Annotated in this window: 16 protein-coding genes; 4 read left to right on the forward strand and 12 right to left on the reverse strand. The window is 62.0% G+C overall.

Annotated features, from left to right (window positions below; genetic code table 11):
- Position 1: 1 nt before the first annotated feature.
- The gene (locus CXQ94_RS06470) at positions 2 to 796 is read right to left on the reverse strand and encodes a GNAT family N-acetyltransferase (RefSeq protein ID WP_104088398.1); all 795 of its coding nucleotides are present in this window, start codon (positions 794 to 796) and stop codon (positions 2 to 4) included.
- A 108-nt stretch (positions 797 to 904) separates the two neighbouring features.
- On the opposite strand from CXQ94_RS06470, the gene CXQ94_RS06475 reads away from it, so the two are divergent.
- The gene (locus CXQ94_RS06475) at positions 905 to 2197 is read left to right on the forward strand and encodes a hypothetical protein (protein ID WP_146070242.1); all 1293 of its coding nucleotides are present in this window, start codon (positions 905 to 907) and stop codon (positions 2195 to 2197) included.
- 110 nt (positions 2198 to 2307) lie between these two features.
- Here the strand turns inward: CXQ94_RS06475 and aspS are convergent, their stop codons facing one another.
- Both aspS and hisS read right to left on the reverse strand, forming a co-directional pair.
- A complete protein-coding gene (gene aspS / locus CXQ94_RS06480; RefSeq protein ID WP_104087431.1) occupies positions 2308 to 4071 on the reverse strand; it encodes an aspartate--tRNA ligase in 1764 nt (587 codons plus the stop codon).
- Positions 4072 to 4158: 87 nt separating this feature from the next.
- Positions 4159 to 5508: a histidine--tRNA ligase gene (gene hisS / locus CXQ94_RS06485; protein ID WP_104087434.1), complete on the reverse strand. Its 1350-nt coding sequence runs from the start codon at positions 5506 to 5508 to the stop codon at positions 4159 to 4161.
- 283 nt (positions 5509 to 5791) lie between these two features.
- Here hisS and CXQ94_RS06490 point away from each other — a divergent pair, with 283 nt between their 5' ends.
- The 3 genes from CXQ94_RS06490 to CXQ94_RS06500 all read left to right on the forward strand — a co-directional run bounded on the left by CXQ94_RS06490 (position 5792) and on the right by CXQ94_RS06500 (position 8867).
- The gene (locus CXQ94_RS06490; protein WP_104088401.1) at positions 5792 to 6592 is read left to right on the forward strand and encodes a peptidylprolyl isomerase; all 801 of its coding nucleotides are present in this window, start codon (positions 5792 to 5794) and stop codon (positions 6590 to 6592) included.
- 198 nt (positions 6593 to 6790) lie between these two features.
- A complete protein-coding gene (locus CXQ94_RS06495; RefSeq protein ID WP_306418894.1) occupies positions 6791 to 8185 on the forward strand; it encodes a DUF349 domain-containing protein in 1395 nt (464 codons plus the stop codon).
- Positions 8186 to 8282: 97 nt separating this feature from the next.
- Positions 8283 to 8867, forward strand: coding sequence for a hypothetical protein (locus CXQ94_RS06500; protein WP_104087440.1), 585 nt, complete (start codon positions 8283 to 8285; stop codon positions 8865 to 8867).
- On the opposite strand, the gene CXQ94_RS06505 is transcribed toward CXQ94_RS06500, so the two are convergent.
- The 9 genes from CXQ94_RS06505 to pdxT all read right to left on the reverse strand — a co-directional run bounded on the left by CXQ94_RS06505 (position 8864) and on the right by pdxT (position 18750).
- Positions 8864 to 11125 carry a bifunctional (p)ppGpp synthetase/guanosine-3',5'-bis(diphosphate) 3'-pyrophosphohydrolase gene (locus CXQ94_RS06505; protein WP_258066872.1) on the reverse strand — a complete coding sequence of 754 codons (2262 nt, stop codon included), beginning with the start codon at positions 11123 to 11125 and terminating at the stop codon, positions 8864 to 8866. The two genes, CXQ94_RS06500 and CXQ94_RS06505, sit on opposite strands and share 4 nt — an antisense overlap.
- Positions 11126 to 11400: 275 nt before the next feature.
- The gene (gene secF, locus CXQ94_RS06510; RefSeq protein ID WP_104087446.1) at positions 11401 to 12393 is read right to left on the reverse strand and encodes a protein translocase subunit SecF; all 993 of its coding nucleotides are present in this window, start codon (positions 12391 to 12393) and stop codon (positions 11401 to 11403) included.
- On the reverse strand, positions 12393 to 14198 hold the full coding sequence (gene secD / locus CXQ94_RS06515; protein ID WP_104087449.1) for a protein translocase subunit SecD: 1806 nt from the start codon (positions 14196 to 14198) through the stop codon (positions 12393 to 12395). Before secD ends, secF begins: the two co-directional genes overlap by 1 nt.
- A gap of 91 nt (positions 14199 to 14289) precedes the next feature.
- On the reverse strand, positions 14290 to 14736 hold the full coding sequence (yajC, locus tag CXQ94_RS06520) for a preprotein translocase subunit YajC (protein WP_258066807.1): 447 nt from the start codon (positions 14734 to 14736) through the stop codon (positions 14290 to 14292).
- 128 nt (positions 14737 to 14864) lie between these two features.
- On the reverse strand, positions 14865 to 15986 hold the full coding sequence (gene ruvB / locus CXQ94_RS06525) for a Holliday junction branch migration DNA helicase RuvB (RefSeq protein WP_258066808.1): 1122 nt from the start codon (positions 15984 to 15986) through the stop codon (positions 14865 to 14867).
- Between the two features lie 3 nt (positions 15987 to 15989).
- Entirely contained in the window at positions 15990 to 16622 is a 633-nt protein-coding gene (gene ruvA / locus CXQ94_RS06530) for a Holliday junction branch migration protein RuvA (RefSeq protein ID WP_104087451.1), read from the reverse strand.
- 77 nt (positions 16623 to 16699) lie between these two features.
- Complete coding sequence (gene ruvC / locus CXQ94_RS06535) at positions 16700 to 17287, reverse strand: crossover junction endodeoxyribonuclease RuvC (RefSeq protein WP_104087454.1); 588 nt, start codon at positions 17285 to 17287, stop codon at positions 16700 to 16702.
- A gap of 3 nt (positions 17288 to 17290) precedes the next feature.
- Positions 17291 to 18046 (reverse strand): YebC/PmpR family DNA-binding transcriptional regulator, encoded by a 756-nt coding sequence (locus CXQ94_RS06540; protein WP_104087456.1) that lies wholly within the window; start codon positions 18044 to 18046, stop codon positions 17291 to 17293.
- A gap of 2 nt (positions 18047 to 18048) precedes the next feature.
- Complete coding sequence (gene pdxT, locus CXQ94_RS06545) at positions 18049 to 18750, reverse strand: pyridoxal 5'-phosphate synthase glutaminase subunit PdxT (RefSeq protein ID WP_104088406.1); 702 nt, start codon at positions 18748 to 18750, stop codon at positions 18049 to 18051.
- Positions 18751 to 18752: the final 2 nt, after the last annotated feature.

The raw sequence follows: 18752 nt of genomic DNA on the forward strand, positions 1-18752 counted from the left end.
TTCAGCAGGCGCTGGGGGCGCGGCGAAGTGGCGCCTGGCGGTAGTGGTAGCGGCCAAGCTCGGCAAATCCGGCGCGCCCATAGAGTTCCTGCGCCCCGGTGTTCGCGGCCGTGACCATCAGCCAATAGTCGCTCCGAGCGGCGTCCGATCCGGCAGCCAGCAGCGCGTCCACGATCGAGGCCGCAACGCCTTGGCGGCGGAGGGCCGGGTGCACCGCCATGCTGTAAATGCCACCCCATCCGAGACCTGCATCCGTACCCGGAAGGGCCAGCCTGCCGGTGCCCACCGTTCGGCCCTGCTCGTCGATGGCCGAGGCATAGACGGATGGCGCACCGAGCATGATGCTCCTGGCAATTGCCCTCTCGGGGGCGCCTCCCCTGCCGTCAATGCTCCACCACAACTCCAGCCACTCCTGCGACGGCGCGTCGTCAAGAACAATACGGTGCTCGGGGTCAACTTGCCTCCGAGAACCTGCGCCCGCGGTCATGATGATGGTCTCCGATTGACGGGAATAGTGGTGGCCATCCAGGAAATCCTCAAGGGCCGCATTTTCTGGCCTATGCGTGAGCTGGAAGATCACCGGCTGGCGGCGGGCGGCATACCAGTTGGTGGCCTCCGTCAGGGCTCCTGAGAGATCGGCCGGGCAAGTCTGCGGCCATACCGAGTTGGCACGTTGGGTCACCGATCCGGCCGAGCGCAGCAGCCACCCCTGCGCCGTCGAGGTTTCCAGGGCCGGCCAGGCCAGGTCCATGAGGCCTTCCAGGGTGTCCAAGTCGGTAACTGCAGGAATACTCATGGGCATATTCTACGGAGAATTTCCAGCCGCCAGCGGTATGGTGTTTTGCAACAGCGGCATCGAGAACTGGAACGGTGGAAAAACATGGTCTGGAATCGGGTTGAAAGCGTGAGCGAGTTGACTCAGGCACTCGCGGCGGGGGCATTGAACATTGATGTGGCGGGGACACTTCGGGGCATGCCGTCGGTGACTCTTCCACCGGGAGTCTCACTGCGTGGCGGGATGCTTACTTTCGGCGCCAAGGGACTGCGGCTGACCACCAACAACACGGTGCAGGATGTCACCATCACCACTTCTCCTCACGAGGTGTCCATCTATAACGACACCACCGTGACGGATCTGGGCACCCTGACGCTGAAGAACGTCACCACTACCGGCCAGGTCTACCTCGCCGCCGACGGCAATGTGCGCTCCGGCAGGGTGGTGGCCGATGGCGTCCACGTCACAGCCGCCGACACCCGCGGGCGTTTCCACCGCCCCACGGGATTTGGCGTGGAGGCCCTACAAGGGGCGTTTACCCTCTGGAACCGCCAGCCCGATCCTGCCGTGGTTCTCACCGCCCGCCTAGAAAACATATCCGCCGGGACGGCGCAGGAGCCCGTCCATGGCGGCGGCGTGTTTGTTGGCGGGCACCAGGATGGCTCAGGAAAGGCCGACGGCGGAACCGTTGAGGTGGAGCTACTCACCACCAACGAGGTGTATTCCGACGGTGGAATTGCCCCGGGGACACCGGACTTGATCAGCGGCGGCGTGTTCGTCATCAGCGGCGCCAACGTGGCCCAGGTGCGGAACGTGGGGACTACCACCACGTACGGGCAGAACGACATGGTGCTGGACAACTGGGGTGCCGTCACCAACTGGACGGCCGATGCGGCCGTCACCTCCTACGGCCCCAGCGGCATAGGCTTTGTGAATTTTGGCGACATCGGCACGCTCACCGTCAACGCTGCCGTGGAAACTTTTGGGCAGGGTGCCCGCGGTTTCAACGTCTACGACGGATCCCTGCAGGAGGCCGTGTTTGAGACGATCATCACGCACGGTGACGGTTCTATGGGCGTGCAAGTCAGCCGGGACCTGCCGGTGCTGAGGATTCGCGGAGATCTGCGCACAGAAGGCGGCACCGGTGAATCCTTGGTCAAGGGCGTGCTATTGCCACTCTCAGCCATCGCGTTGAGCGTCAAACCGGGTGGGCGAATCGGCACGCTCAACGTTGGCGGCGACGTGCGTACCGAGGGTCCGAGCGTCCCAGCCATGGATCTCGAAGGCGCCCTTGACTCGGTCACGGTTGGCGGGACAGTCAGCGCACTTGGTGCCAAGTCCGACGTCGTCCGGGCAGTTCCAGCGCTGGCGCCCGCTCTCTCGGGGCTCACCACCGAGGGGCGATCACCTCAGTCGCGGTGAGTGTTCAGCTGATGCGACTTCCCACCCCGGACGTCGCATCAGCTGTACACTCGGCACAAAAATGCCGGCCCCCCGTATCGGGAGGCCGGCATTTTCAGGTGGAGCGGGTGCTACTTGGCTTCCGGCTTGAAGTCAACGCCGGCTTCCTTGCGCTGCTGCGCCGTGATGGGGGCAGGTGCCTGGGTCAGGGGGTCGTAGCCGCCGCCGGACTTCGGGAACGCGATGACGTCGCGGATGGAATCCACGCCGGCCAGCAGGGAGACTGCACGGTCCCAGCCAATGGCGATGCCGCCATGCGGCGGGGCGCCGAACTTGAAGCCTTCCAGCAGGAAGCCGAACTTCTCTTCTGCTTCTTCGTTACTCAGGCCCATGACCTCAAAGACACGCTTCTGGACGTCGTTGCGGTGGATACGGATGGAACCGCCACCGATTTCGTTGCCGTTGCACACGATGTCGTAGGCAAACGCCAGAGCCGACTCCGGGTCGGTGTCGAAAGTGTCCATGAACTCGGGCTTGGGCGAGGTGAACGCATGGTGCACGGCGGTCCACTTGCCAGCCCCAACGGCCACGTCACCGGAGGCAACGGCGTCGGAAGCAGGCTCGAACATGGGCGCGTCAACAACCCATACGAAGGCCCAGTCGGCCGGGTTGATCAGGCCGGTGCGGTGACCGATTTCAACACGGGCGGCACCCAGGAGTGCGCGCGACGGGGAAATCTCTCCGGCGGCGAAGAAGATGCAGTCGCCGATCTTGGCACCGACGGCGTCGGCCAGCCCGGCTCGCTCGGTGTCCGTGAGGTTCTTGGCAACCGGGCCGGTCAGCTCGCCCTCTTCCTTGACCAGTACGTAGGCCAGGCCCTTGGCGCCGCGCTGCTTGGCCCATTCCTGCCAGGCGTCGAGCTGGCGGCGGGGCTGTGAGGCACCGCCGGGCATGACCACTGCGCCCACGTAGGGAGCCTTGAAAACGCCAAATTCGGTGTCCTTGAAGAACTCCGTCATCTCGGTCAATTCCAGGCCAAAGCGCAGATCGGGCTTGTCGGAACCGTAGCGGGCCATGGCGTCGCGGTAGGTCATGCGCTGGATCGGCAACGGGATTTCGACGTCGATCAGCTGCCACAGGGCCGAGACAATCTTCTCGCCCAAGGCGATGATGTCGTCCTGGTCAACGAAGCTTGCCTCGATATCCAGCTGCGTGAATTCCGGCTGGCGGTCCGCACGGAAGTCCTCATCGCGGTAGCAGCGGGCGATCTGGTAGTACTTCTCGAAGCCACCCACCTGCAACAGCTGCTTGAACAACTGCGGGGACTGCGGAAGCGCGTACCAGGAACCCGGAGCCAAACGGGCAGGCACCACGAAGTCGCGGGCACCTTCGGGGGTGGAGCGCGTCAGCGTGGGGGTTTCGATCTCGGTGTAGCCCTGCTCGTGCAGCAGGTTGCGTGCCACACGGTTGGCCTCGGAGCGCAGGCGCAGGTTGCGCTGCATGCCCGGACGGCGCAGGTCCAGGTAGCGGTGCTTCAGGCGCGCTTCCTCACCAACTTCAACATGCTCATCAATCTGGAACGGCAGCGGCGCAGCCTCGTTGAGCACGACGACGGCATCCGCCATCACCTCAATCTCACCTGTGGCCAGGGCAGGGTTCTCGTTGCCCTCGGGACGGCGGGAAACCGTGCCGGTGATCTGCAAAACATATTCGTTGCGCAGTGCGTGGAATACGGCTTCCTCACGCACCACAATCTGGGCCACACCCGAAGCGTCACGCAAGTCAAGGAACGCCACGCCGCCATGGTCGCGTCGGCGGGCAACCCACCCCGAGAGAGTGACAGTCTGGCCAATATGTTCAGCCCGCAAGGAGCCCAAGTCATGTGTGCGCAGCACAGCATTCCTTTCAATGGTGATGAACGGCCCATGGTTCCGGGCCGCAAGAAGAGTTTGTCTAGAAGTTTACCGCGATTGAGCGGTCAGCTACGCGAGGACGATTTGCGGGGTGAGGTCCTCGGCCGGCGGCATCCAGGTGGCCGGGTCGGCAGCTACCTGCGTGCCGGTGCGGATGTCCTTGACCTGGTGGGCACCGTCGTCGTCGGTGAACCAGACGTAGGGGATGCCGCGCTTGTCCGCGTACTTGATCTGCTTGCCGAACTTGTCTGCCTTGGCCGCAACCTCCGTGGGGATTCCGCGGGCGCGCAAGGAGGCGGCGATGTCCTGGGCGTCAGCCCAGCTGTCCTCATCAACCAGCGTCACCAAAACGGCTGTGGGAACGCTGCGTGAGGCCTGGGCGAACTCCTGGCTGAGGATTCGCGCAACCAGGCGGGTGACACCGATGGACAGCCCGACGCCGGGGAACTTGCGGTTGCCCTTGGAGGCCAGAGCGTCGTAGCGTCCGCCTGAGCAGATGGAACCCAATGCTTCGTGCCCAACCAAAACCGTCTCGTACACGGTTCCGGTGTAGTAGTCCAGGCCGCGGGCGATCGACAAGTCGGCCACAACAGAGCCGGGCGCACTCTTGACGGCCGCCGCAATAACCTGCTCAAGCTCGTTGAGCCCTTCTTCCATGAGCTCATCGGTGACGCCCAGGGCGCGCACCAGTCCAACAAAGGAGGTGTCCTCGGTGCGGATGGAGGCCAGGGCCAGCGCTTTCGCGGCTTGCTCGTCGGTGGCGCCCAGCTCGTTCTTGAGCAGCTGTGCAACCTTCTCGGCACCGATCTTTTCCAATTTGTCGATGCTGCGCAGCACACCGGCCGTGTCCGTAAGGCCGATTCCGCGGTAGAAACCTTCGGCCAGCTTGCGGTTGTTGATGCGCAGCTTGAACGCCGGGATGGGCAGCGCAGAGAGCGCCTCGGCAATAACCAGCGCAAGTTCCACGTCATAGCGGAAGGGCAACTCGCCGTCGGCCACTACGTCAATGTCAGCCTGGGTGAATTCACGGAATCGCCCGTCCTGGGGCCGTTCCCCGCGCCAGACCTTTTGAATCTGGTACCGGCGGAAGGGGAAGGACAGGTAACCGGCGTTTTCGACAACGTAACGGGCAAAGGGCACCGTCAAGTCAAAGTGCAGGGCCAGCTGATTGGGGTCATCCTTGGCCCCGGGTCCGGCGGCGTTTCCGTCGTCGTCCTGGAGACGGGACAGCGCGTACACCTCTTTGTCGATCTCACCCTTACGCAGAAGGTGGCCGACAGTTTCCACCGCGCGGGTCTCAATGGAGCTGAATCCATGAAGTTCGAAGGTGCGGCGCAGCGTGTCAAGAACATGCTGCTCCACCAGCCGCTCCTGAGGAAGCCACTCGGGGAAACCTGACAGGGAGGCGTTGCGTGCCATCGGTGGTGCTCTCCTAAACATTGGTGCACCCGAAGCGTTTTCGAAAAAGCCAACATAAACGTGGCTTCTGCAAAACCTGGGTGCCTGCAAAAAAAGTAAGTGGTGCGCTGTTCAGGGTGTCAGCGACTCATGTGCAAAACAAATACTGCCTAAATCACATACGTGGGTAAACTGACATCCGGCTGCCATTTTATAAGGTTTCTCTGGCTGCCCCTAACGAGCGCCTGCAACAAATACGGTTGTCCGGGCCCACCCCCTTGAAGAAACGATGGAGAGCTGGACGTTGGCTAACAGCAAAAAGGATGACCGCGAGGCGAAAGCCCGCATCGCACGGATGCGCGCCAACCAGGAGCTGCACCAAACGCAGGTAACCCGGCGCAAGCGCGATAACGTGATCGCCGTGTGCGCCATAGTGGTCGCCGTTGCCGTTGCCGCCGTGCTGGCGCTGACAGTCTTTGCCGGCTCCAAGACCGACGCCGCCAGCGAAGCACCCGATTCCACACCATCGCCGTCGGCCTCGGCCAGCCCCACCACTGTGGAAACCAACAGCCCCACGGTTCCGAACGCGGACACGGCGGCCGGGCAGACCCTCACCGGAACCTTGACCCTGAACGGGCAGCCGTTGGGCGTCAGCCTCGACGGAACGGCCGCTCCGCAGGCGGCAGCAGTCTTCAAGTCCTTGGCGGCTGAGAACTTCTTTGCCGGCAAGAACTGCCACAGGCTCGCCGATTCCGACAACTTTGGTGTTCTGCAGTGCGGTTCCCTGAACGGGAACGGAAACGGTGATCCTAATTACCAGTGGGGCCCGGTTGAGAATTCCCCAACCGACGGCAAGTACCCGGCCGGGACCATCGCCGTGGCCCGTGGAGCCTCCACCTACAGCAACGGCACCCAGTTCTTCATCACCTTCAAGGACACGGTCCTGCCCCAGGACACCGGCGGGTACACGATCGTAGGAAAAGTCACCAGCGGCCTGGACGTCGTCACCGGCATTGCTGCCGGCGGCATTGTCCCTGGCACAAACGGCGCCACCGACGGTGCGCCTAAGACACCGGTGACGATAGACTCGTTTACGCTGAACTAAATGAATTGGCCACCTTTCCCGGCGCCGCACCTGCGCGCCGGGAAAATGCACCCGCGATCCTGGCCACATCGATTTGCTTATTGACCTGCCAGATTTCCCTCCAGCGAAAGACTTTTAGCGGTGACACACAGTCAAGAATCCGACGAAACAACGCCCATCACTGACCTTGGACAGGACGCTACAGACGTACAAGTCCCTGTGAGCGAGGTGGAAGAGACGACGCCGGTAGCGCCGTCGACTCCGTCCCCCTCACCGGCCGCGTTTGCTGCCCGCCCCAAGGCCCCAGCGGCTCCCGCAGCAGCCCCGGCGCCAACACCGGCGGCAGTGATCCCGGCAGTGAATTTGGAAGAGGCCGCGAAGTTTGGCCGCGCCGAGGAAGACGGCCATGTCTTCTTGTTGCTCGACGGTGCGGAATTCCCTGTCGGGCAGTACCCCGGCGCCAGCAAGGATGACGCGTTAGCGTACTTTGCCCGCAAGTTTGAGGACATCACTGCCGCGATCGCTTTGTTGGAGCAGCGCGTTGATGCCAAGGCCGCCACAACAGAGATGACCAAGACGGTCGCCCACCTGCGTGAGCAGCTGGGCGAGCGGAACTCGGTGGGCGACGTCAACGCCGCCTTGGGCCGCCTTGACGCCCTGGAGGAAAACATCAAGGCGTTGCAGGCTCACGAGCGTGCAAGCCATGAAGCCGCCCGTTCGGTTGAGCTTGCCGCCCGTGAAGCCATTGTTGCCGAAGCCGAAACTATTGCCGGCGAGGACCCTGCCAGCATTCTGTGGAAGGTGAGCAGCGCCCGCATGAACGAGCTCTTCGAGGCGTGGAAGCTGGCCCAGAAATCTGGCATGCGCCTTGGCCGGGCCACCGAGGAGCAGCTGTGGAAGCGTTTCCGTAGCGCACGCACCATTTTCGACCGCCACCGCCGCGCCTACTTCTCGCAGCTGGATAACAACAATGCCTCGGCCAAAAACGCCAAGGAAGCCTTGATTGCCGCCGCCGAGGAACTTGCCACATCCACCGACTGGGGCTTTGCCGCAGGCGAGTACCGCCGCCTGATGGACCAGTGGAAGGCCTCACCGCGTGCCAGCCGCAAGGATGACGACGCGCTGTGGAACCGTTTCCGTGCCGCTCAGGACAAGTTCTTCCAAGCCCGCCAAAGCGCCAACGACGCCATCGACGAGGAGTTTGGCGCCAATCTGGTGGTCAAGGAAGAGCTACTCACCGAGGCACAGTCACTGCTGCCCATCAAAGACCTCGCCTCCGTGAAGAAGTCCCTGCAGTCCATTCGTGACCGCTGGGAGGAAGCTGGCAAGGTACCCAGGGCCGACATGCAGCGGGTTGAAGCCTCATTCCGCAAGGTTGAGGATGCCGTCAAGGCAGCCGATGAGGACAACTGGCGCCGCAGCGACCCGGAAGCCAAGGCACGCACCAGCAGCGCCCTGAGCCAGCTGGAAGCCACCATTGCCTCCTTGAAAGAGGATCTCGCCAAAGCAGAAAAGGCCGGGGACGCCCGCAAGGTCGCCAAGGCCAGCGAAGCCTTGGCAGCACGCGAGCTGTGGCTTGAGCAGATTCGCAAGGCAGCGGAAGACTTCAGCTAAGACGTTTTTTGCACTTTCGGGCCCTCGGGCGCGGGTTGTCCACAATCCGCGCCCGGGGGTCTTTTTTATCGCCCCACCTTGGGTGCAAGGTGAAAGCATGGTCTTTTCACCAGCCCCTACAGGGATTTTGACGCCCGGAAGCGAGTTCACTGTTTCCGAGTTGTCCGCCATGGCCCTGGATGGGGTCGTGGTCAAGGTGTTCGGCGAGGCGTTTCGTGCGGTCTCAGAGCCCGAATCCCCCGCCCTGCGCGCTGCCGCACTAGCGCACCAGATACCTGCAGGACTTGCCGCACGGGCGGCCCTTGCCCGTCTTTGTGCGGCGTGGGTGTACGGCTGTGCTCCCCCGCCGGCCATAATTTCGGTGGCTATCAGTAGCCGTCACCGCAGCACGGCCCTGCCCCCACGCAGCGGTTGCGTCCTGCACGAGGTACACCTTGAGGAGTTCGACGTCGTCCGCCTTGGCGGGGCGCTAGTCACCACCGCCGTGCGGACCGCCGTGGACGTGGCCATCCATGAACAGCCTGCATCGGCCCGGGCCGTGCTTGCTGCCATGGCAGTCCACCCCGAATTGGGCTGCCCGCTGGGCCGTGTCCGGACAGCGTTGGCAAACACCGTTCACCTACCGGGCAAAAGACGGGCGCAACTGCTGGTAGAAAATATGCTCGGTCTAGGCGGAACCTAGACGCGGCGTTGTGTCCCCGAGGTCCGGTAGACGTCGTAGACGCCGTCAATGCGGCGCACAGCGTTCAGGACGTGGTGCAGGTACTTCGGGTCGCCCATTTCAAAGGCGAAGCGGGACAGGGCCACACGGTCACGTGAGGTGTTCACGCTGGCGGCCAGGATGTTCACGTGGCTTTCGGCAAGGACCCTGGTGACGTCCGAGAGCAGGCTCTTGCGGTCCAGCGCCTCCACCTGGATCTCCACCAGGAACACCCCGGACTGGGTGGGTGCCCATTCGACGTCCACGAGCTTGTCGGGTTCCTTCTCCAGGTGCAATAGGTTGGGGCAATCCTTGCGGTGCACGGACACACCTGATCCCTTGGTGACGTAGCCGGCGATCGGGTCCGGCGGCACCGGTGTGCAGCAGCGTGCCAATTTCACCAAGACTTCCCCAACCCCATGAACAATAACCCCCGAGTCCGAGACCCTTGAACGGGTGTTGGAAACGTGCGTATCCAGAGGAGGGGCCACGTCCTCAATGTCATCGTTGACGCCCAGCACGTCGCGGAGGCGTTCCATAACAGCCTGGGCCGAGGTGTGTCCGTCACCCACCGCGGCGTAGAGCCCGGCAATGTCGACATAGCGGAAATGCTGGGTGACAGCCATTAACGCGTCATGGGTCATCATTTTTTGCAGCGGCAGATTCTGCTTGCGCATGGCCTTGGTGAGGAGTTCCTTGCCCTTTTCTATGGACTCCTCACGGCGCTCTTTACTAAACCACTGCCGAATCTTGTTTCTGGCCCGGGGGCTTTTGACAAAATTCTGCCAGTCCTGGCTGGGGCCGGCCCCTTCAGCCTTCGAGGTGAAGATCTCCACGGTGTCGCCGTGTTCGAGCTCGCTGTTGAGCGGCACCAGTTTGCCGTTGACACGGGCACCAATGGTGCGGTGGCCCACCTCCGTATGCACGGCGTAGGCGAAGTCGACGGGCGTGGAACCGGCCGGCAGCGAAATCACCTGCCCCTTGGGCGTATAGACGAACACCTCGCGGGCGTTCATCTCGTACCGCAGGGAATCCAAGAACTCATTGGGATCCGAGGTTTCCTGCTGCCAGTCGACCAGGGTGCGCAGCCAGTTCATGTCCTCCTGGCCGGACACCGGGCCCTTATTGCCCGTTTTGTACTTCCAGTGGGCTGCCACACCGTATTCCGCCCGCTGGTGCATTTCATGGGTGCGGATCTGAATTTCTACCGGTTTCCCGTCGGGCCCGATCACCGTGGTGTGCAGTGATTGGTACATATTGAATTTGGGCATCGCAATGTAGTCCTTGAACCGGCCCGGTAGCGGGTTCCAGCGCGCATGGATGGCGCCCAGGGTTGCATAACAGTCGCGCACCGTATCAACCAGGACTCGCACGCCCATCAGGTCATTGATGTCGTCGAAGTCCTTGGCGCGCACCACCATTTTTTGGTACACCGAATAGTAGTGCTTGGGACGACCGGTGATTTCGGCCTTGATCTTGGCGGTCTTCAAATCCTCATTGATTTGACGCCGGATGACGCTCAAGTGCTTTTCCCGCTCGGGTGTGCGGTCTTGTACCATCCGCACCAGTTCTTCGTAGACCTTGGGGTACAGGGCCGCGAAGGAGAGGTCTTCCAATTCCCACTTGATGGTGTTCATACCCAGCCTGTGGGCCAGCGGGGCAAAGATGTCCAGAGTTTCGCGGGCCTTTTTTCCAGAAGATTGCGCCGAAACGAACCTCCAGGTCCGCGCGTTGTGCAATCTGTCGGCCAGCTTAATGACCAGCACCCGAATGTCCTGGGCCATGGCGATCACCATTTTACGGACGGTCTCGGCCTGGGCTGACTCCCCAAACTCCACCTTGTCCAGTTTGGTGACGCCGTCGACGAGCTTGGCGATTTCGTCGCCGAACTCGGCACGCAATTCATCTAAGGTGTAGGGCGTGTCCTCAACCGTGTCATGGAGCAAGGCTGCGGCAAGGGTCGCCCCACTCAAGCCAAGTTCGGCCAGGATGGTGGCAACGGCCACCGGGTGGGTGATGTAGGGGTCGCCACTCTTGCGCTTCTGACCCTCATGGTACTTTTCGGCGACCGTGAAGGCGCGCTGAATGAGGTCAAAGTCTTCCTTGGGGTTGTTGGCCCGCACTATCCGAAGCAGGGGCTCCAGAATAGGTGAGTAGCTTTCCGTTGACCACCCCGTCAGCCGCGCCAGCCGGGACCTCGTCCGCTCTCGGCGCCCCGGGAAGGTGGGGCGCACGTCCACGGCTCGGCGAGCCTGCTCCTTGGGCGGATCGCCTGCGGCGCCCTGCACTGAATCATCGTTCGCCAAAACCTCATGCGACGGTGCTGGATCGCTCACAACGCATCACCTCCCTCTGGTCCCTTTGTGCCCTCAGTTCCTTTAATCAAAAGGTCCTGTGAGGCACATGATTCAAGCATCTACCTAGTGTAATCCCGGCGCCCAGGCGCTTGTGACCAAATAAAGGAAGGCCGGGATCCGTAGATCCCGACCTTCCCTATTACTGCTACTGCCACATGCTAGGCGGCTACTGTCTCCGCGGCACGGCGGGCCTGGACCTTCTTGGCCTGCTTCACCAGGGCCGGCTCGTTCTGACGCAACCAGGCATACATGGGTGCGGCTACAAAAACCGTGGAGAAGGTGCTCACGATGATGCCGATGAACAGGGCCAGGGACAGATCCTGGAGTGTGCCTGCACCCAACAGCAGCGAACCGATGAACAAGATGGAACCAACCGGCAGGACGGCAACCATCATGGTGTTGATGGAGCGGACGAGTGTTTGGTTGATCGCCAGGTTGACTTCCTCACCGAACGTCCGCCGCGTGGAGGACGTGATGTCGGCCGTGTTTTCCCTGATCTTGTCGAACACCACCACCGTGTCGTAGAGCGAATAGCTCAAGATGGTCAAGAAGCCGATGATGGCCGACGGCGAGACTTCAAACTGCGAGGCACCGTAGACTCCCGCCGTGACGATCATGACCACTAGCAGGCCGATGACGGCCGCAACTGACATCCGCCAGGTGCGGAAGTACAGGGCCATCAGGACGGTGGCCAACAGTACAAAGACTATGAATCCAATGATGGCCTGCCGCGAAACGTCGGCACCCCAGGAAGGCCCAACGAACGTCGAGGTAACATCCTTAACGGTCACACCGTAGGCAGTCTGGAGCGCGTCAGCGACCGTGACGGTGTCCTTGTCGCTGAGCATGTTGGTCTGGACCTGCATGGTGTTGCCAACAAGGTTCGTCACGATGGCATCCGCGCCGGGCACAGCCTTTGCCACGGCGCTTTGGCCGATTGCGGGGCTCGTATTGGAAACGTTGGAGATCGTGAACTGCGAACCGCCCTTGAACTCGATGCCGAAGTTGAAGCCTCCGACAAGAATCGGGATCAGGACCGAGAGCGCAATCAGCACGCCGGTGATAGTGAACCAGGTCTTGCGCTTGGCAACAAACGGGTAAGACCGCTCGCCGGTGTAGAGCTCGTTGCCGAATGTGGCGAAACTTTTCATTATTTGCTCTCCTTGGCGTCATCGCCGGACTTGGGCTTGACGGCCCCGGTTCCCCTACTGCCCACCATTTCGGCTTCCTTGGCGGCCAGACGGCGTTCGGCAATGGTTTGCCTGCGTTCGGCCTCGCCTGCGGCACGCGCGTTCTTGCCCGTTGCAACAGCAAGTGTGTCCTCAGGGGACCGGAAGCGTCCTGCGCCACGGTACAGCGGAATGGCACCGAGCTGGCGGGGATCCAGACCCGAGAAGTGGTGGCCCTCGCCAAAGAACTTGGTGCGTGCCAGCAGCAACAGCATCGGGTGGGTGAACATGAACACCACGATCAAGTCGGCCACAGCTGTCAGGCCGAGAGTGAAGGCAAAGCCCTTGACGTTGCCCACAGAGACAAAGTACAGCACCAGGGACGCCAGGATGTTCACGGCCTTGGAGGCCAGGATGGTTCGCTTTGCACGATGCCAGCCATTGTCGACTGCGGCCGCTAGGCCGCGCCCGTCGCGTAGTTCGTCTCTGACACGTTCAAAGTAGACGATGAACGAGTCGGCAGTCTGACCGATGGAGACAATGATGCCCGCCACACCGGCTAGGGACAGCCGGTAGTTCTCGGTCCAGCCCAGCAGCACGATGGCCAAGTACGTCAGGCCACCTGCAATGACCAGAGACAAGATGGTGACAAAACCAAGTGCCCGGTACTGGAACAACGAGTAGATGACCACAAGGGCCAAACCAATCAAGCCGGCAAGCAGGCCCATCTCCAACTGCTGCAGGCCCAGCGTTGCGGAGATCGTCTCCGTTGACTGGATTGTGAAGCTGATGGGCAGGGCGCCAAACTTCAACTGGTCTGCCAGTGCCTTGGCGCTGGCTTCGGTAAAGTTCCCCGTAATGGAGGACTGGCCGTCGGTGATGACCGCCTGCGACGCCGGAGCCGAGACAACGTTGTCGTCAAGGACGATCGCAAACCGCGACTGGGGATCGTTGGGGTTGGCCAGGTACTTGGCGTTCAGACGCTGAGTGACGGCCTTGAAAGCATTGGATCCTTCAGGGCTGATCAAGGTCAGCTGGACCGCCCACGTGTTGGTGGTGACACCCTGGGCGCCGGGCTGCAAACCGTAGGAAGCGGTCTTGATCCACTTTCCGGGGATCTCCACCGGTCCGAGGATGTACTTGGCACCAGTGTCCGACTCGCAGGCCACGATGGGCTTGGCCGGATCGGAGTTTGTGGGAAGCTCTGTCACCGGGGCAATGCAGCTGGTTTCCTCGTACTGCGTCATGAGCGCCGCGGTGATCCAGTTCGGATCGCTGCCGTTGGCAGGTTTTGCCGTGGGATCCGGGTTCGGAGTCAGCACGTTGGCGGCCACAAAGGTACTGAGCTGGTCCGCGGGGGTCAGCGCGGTCTTGGCCACGGCACCTGCCGGGGCGTTGCTGGAGACAATGACGGCACGGAAGTTCATGTTGGCCGAGGCCGTGATGAGGTCGCGTTCCTGCTGGGTCGGCGTTCCAGGCATCTGCACGACCACGTTCTTGCCACCCTCGGTGGTGATCTGGGCTTCAGATACACCCGAACCGTCAACACGCTGCCGGATGATGGACACGGCCTGGTTCAACTGGTCGGCACTAATTGAGGTGGTGCCTTCAGCCTTAGGCGTGAGGATCATCTCCGTGCCGCCCTCGAGGTCCAAACCGAGTTTGGGGGCCCAAGACGTGGCACCGGAGAGCACGCCGGCGCCGATGGTGATGATGCAAACAATAATGAGCGCCAAAAGCGCGAACAGTGTCCTGCGGGCGACCTTCGTTGGGCCGGTACGTGCCATCAAGGGATCCTTCTATTGGTCACGGGTAATGAACATGGCAAAACTGCTGGGGCCAGTACATGCGCCACAGCAGTCGCCAACCCGAATAAGGCTAGTTGTCTTTGTTGTTGTCTTTGTTCAGGCGAGCCAAGGTTTCCTCGGCCGACTCCTTCGAGGTGTCGTCCTTGCTCAGGTCGAGCGTGAGTGAGGAGACGTCGTCGGGGACGGTGGCGTCGATGCCTTCCGTCTCCGGCTCGATGATCTTGGCGACGGTCTGGCTGTGAACTGCCACCGTGACACCCGGAGATACTTCCAGGTGCAACTTGTTGTTTTCTGCATCAACGGCAACGACGTGGCCGAACAGGCCAAAGTTCGTCATGATGTCAACGCCGGGAGCAAGTTTGGAACGCTTCTCCTCTGCGGCAGCCTTGGTCTTCTTCTGCTTGCGGAACATCATGAAGATGACGACACCGAACAAGGCAAAAAGGATGAAATTCATGGGCTGAATACCGCCGGACGCGGGGGCCGTACCTTCGGCCAAGATACTACTCAGGGTCACAACAATTTCCAATCATGGTGATCAACAGTGGTTGCCGGGCAGCGAAGACGTGCCGGATGTCATATCAGTCTAGTGGGTAAAGCTGGGTATGAGGTGTAAAGCCCACCCCATCGGTATTTTCCGCTCCTTTAGACGTCGCGCGGGTCGCAGTCCTCATCATTGAATGGAAGCATGGCTGCAGCGACAGCGTTCCCTGGCATCTTCAGGCCAAGGTGGTCCCATGCGGCAGGCATGGCAATGCGGCCGCGGGGTGTCCGCCCGAGCAGGCCCTCGCGGACCAGGAACGGCTCGGCCACGGTTTCAACCGTTTCGGGTTCCTCCCCTACCGCAATGGCCAGGGTGGACAGGCCCACGGGGCCGCCGTTGAACTTGTTCACCAACGCCGTGAGTACGGACCGGTCCAGGCGGTCCAGGCCACGGGCATCAACTTCGTACATGTCCAGTGCTGCGGAGGCAGTACTTGCGTCGATGGTTTCAACACCGTGCACCAGGGCCCAGTCGCGCACGCGTCGCAGGAGGCGGTTGGCGATACGGGGCGTTCCGCGTGATCGCCCGGCAATTTGGGCAAAGCCGGCACTGGTCAGCTTCAGATCGAGCATGCCGGCCGAACGGCGCAACACCAGTTCAAGTTCAGCCACCGAATAGAACTCCAGGTGTCCGGTGAAGCCGAACCGGTCGCGCAGCGGACCCGGCAGCAGGCCAGCCCGGGTGGTGGCACCTACCAAGGTAAAAGGCGGCAGTTCCAGGGGAATCGCCGTGGCACCAGCCCCTTTGCCAACAATGATGTCGACCCGGAAGTCCTCCATGGCCATGTAGAGCATCTCCTCTGCAGGGCGGGACATCCTGTGGATCTCATCCAGAAACAGGACCTCCCCCTCGGACAAGGAGGACAAGATGGCCGCAAGGTCGCCCGCATGCTGAATGGCGGGGCCCGAACTGATCCTCAGCGGCGCATTCATTTCGGCGGCGATAATCATGGCCAGAGTGGTCTTACCGAGGCCCGGCGGGCCGGACATCAGTACGTGATCGGCGCTGCGGCCACGAATCTTGGAGGCCGCCAGGACCAGGGAGAGTTGTTTTCGAACTCGCTCCTGACCTACAAAATCATCAAGGTTCTTGGGACGCAGTGCGGCCTCAAGTTCGCGCTCCTCGGGCTCGGGCGCGGGTGCCAGCTCGGCGCCTGGACGAGAGGCCCCGGCTCCCAGGGTGATCTGCCCGGGCAGCAGGCCATCATCGTTTGAGGTGGCCATTGACTAGCGCACCCGGCTTGACTGGCGGGCGCCGTCCTGGCCCAGCCAGCGCAAGGTTGCACGCAGGATCGCGGCCACGTTGTGGCTCTCCTCCAGCTCCGGCTCGGCGGCAAGCGCCGCATCGATGCTCTTGAGCGCGTCCTTCTCATTCCAGCCCAGGCTTGTCATGGCGGCCACCACCTGATCTTTCCATTCCATGGCGACAGCAGCGGGCGCCGGCGAAACCCCGACTCCTGTGGGCACGAGCTTCCCCTTGAGTTCGAGCACTATGCGTCCGGCGACCTTGGGGCCCACTCCAGGTACCTTGGTAAATGCCTTGCCGTCCCCGTTGGCAACGCCGATCCTGATGCTCTCGGGTTCCAGGACGGAAAGGATGGCCAGTGCCAGCCTGGGACCGATGCCACTGACACTGAGCATGACCTCGAATACTTCGCGTTCGCCCGCATCGGCGAAACCGTACAGTGTCATCGAATCCTCGCGGACGATCATGGACGTGGTGAGGGTCGCCTCCTCCCCCACCCTGAGGCCGCCAAGCGTCTTCGGGGTGGCATGCACCAACATGCCGACACCGTTGACGTCGATCACGGCCTGGGCGAGGGAAAGGTGTGCCACCGGTCCGCGAACAAAACTGATCATTGCAAATGCTCCTGACATGCCTCTACCGAACTACCGACCAAGCTACACCCCAGTGTATCGAACATACATACGAACAACTAGTTCCACTTCGTTCCTGGCTTTTCCTTGTTCTTGGTGACCTTCGCCTTAGTCTCTGCGTCGCGCCACAACTGTTGCGCCGACGTCGTGCCCGTCTTCTCCGGAGAGAAGGCGTTTCCGCTGCGCCAGGCATGGGCGATGGCCAGGGCCAGGGCGTCCGCCGCATCGGCGGGCCGGGGCGGTTCGGGCAGGCGCAGAATGCGGGTGACCATGGCAGTGACCGAGGCCTTATCCGCCCGGCCATTACCCGTCACGGCGGCCTTAACTTCCGACGGCGTATGCATCGCCACGGGGATTCCGCGTCTGGCAGCTGCAACCATGACCACGCCAGAGACCTGGGCGACGCCCATGACTGTGCTCAGATTTGTTTGAGCAAAGACCCGTTCGATCGCCAAAACATCGGGCTTAAACGCCTCCAGCCACTGGTCGATCGCATCCGCGATCACCAGCAGCCGGGCGTCCAAGCGTAATTCGTGGGAACTGCCCACAACGCCCACGCCCACCAGGGTGGCCGTACGGTTGGGGGCGACGTCGACCACGCCCAGACCGCAACGGGTCAGGCCGGGGTCGACGCCGAGAACACGCAGTTGCTAGTCCTCTTCAAGCGCCGCAAGAACTTCGGCGCTGATGTCTGCGTTGGAGTAGATGTTCTGGACATCGTCCAAATCTTCCAAGGCGTCGTAGAGCTTCATGAACTTGCGGGCGTTGTCCACGTCGAGTTCAACCTGCATGGACGGGACAAAACCAGCCTCGTCGGATTCGTACTCAATGCCAGCTTCGGCCAACGCCGCACGCACGGCCGGAAGGTCGGCGGTATCGCAGATGATCTCGAAGTTCTCGCCCTCATCCTTGACCTCTTCGGCGCCGGCATCCAGGACGGCCATGAGCAGATCGTCTTCGGTGAGACCGTTCTTGGGGAGGCCAACAATTCCCTTGCGGGTAAACATGTAGGCGACCGACCCGGGATCTCCCATGTTGCCGCCGTTGCGGCCCACAGCGAGGCGCACCTCGGAGGCTGCGCGGTTCTTGTTGTCCGTCAAACATTCGATCAGGATGGCGGTGCCCTGCGGACCGTAGCCCTCGTACATGATGGTCTGGTAGTCCACGGCGTCGCCAAGCAGGCCCGCGCCACGCTTGATGGCACGGTCAATGTTGTCGGCCGGGACCGAGGTCTTCTTGGCCTTGGAGACGGCCAGTTCCAGGGCCGGATTGCCCTGAAGGTCGGCTCCGCCACCGCGGGCGGCAACTTCAATGGTCTTGATCAGTTTGGCGAACGACTTGGCGCGACGACTGTCAAGAATCGCCTTCTTGTGCTTGGTTGTTGCCCATTTGGAGTGGCCTGACATGGTTACGCTTCTCCTTTAATCATTCGGATAAACAGTTCGTGGATGCGGCGCTCACCCGTCACTTCCGGGTGGAAGGAGGTGGCCAGCAAATGCTGTGAACGAACGGCTACCGCACGGACTTCTGGAACGATTCTAGCGTTTTGCGCCTCGGCGTGTTGCGCACCGGGCACTTCAACACTGGCCAGTACCGTCACCGAGGGGCCAACCCGTTCCACCCAGGGCGCCCGGATGAAGACGGCATGGACGGGCGTTTCGACCTCTCCAGCTGGTGCAAGGCCGGTAAAGTCCAGTGACGTTTCAAAGGAATCTACCTGCCGGCCAAAGGCATTGCGGCGGACGGTGATGTCCAGGCCGCCAAGGGTTTGTTGGGCGGTTCCGTTCATGTCCTTGGCGGGATCGGCTATCTCGTCGGCGAGCAGGATCATGCCGGCGCAGCTCCCATAGATCGGCAGACCGGCGGCAATTCGCTCCCGCAGCGGCTCGCGCAGGCCAAAGATGCGGGTGAGTTTGTCGATGGTGGTCGATTCGCCGCCAGGGAGGATCAGCCCGTCCACTGCGGCGAGTTCGCCCGGGCGTCTGACACTGACCGCGGTAGCGCCACAAGCCTCAACGGCCCGGGCGTGTTCACGGACATCGCCCTGCAAGGCCAAAATGCCGATCAGTGGTTGTTTGCGTGTACTGGACGCTTGGTTTTCTGGGTTGATCT

Origin of the sequence: Arthrobacter sp. GMC3, from assembly GCF_002929305.1 — a bacterium.
GTDB lineage: Bacteria > Actinomycetota > Actinomycetes > Actinomycetales > Micrococcaceae > Specibacter.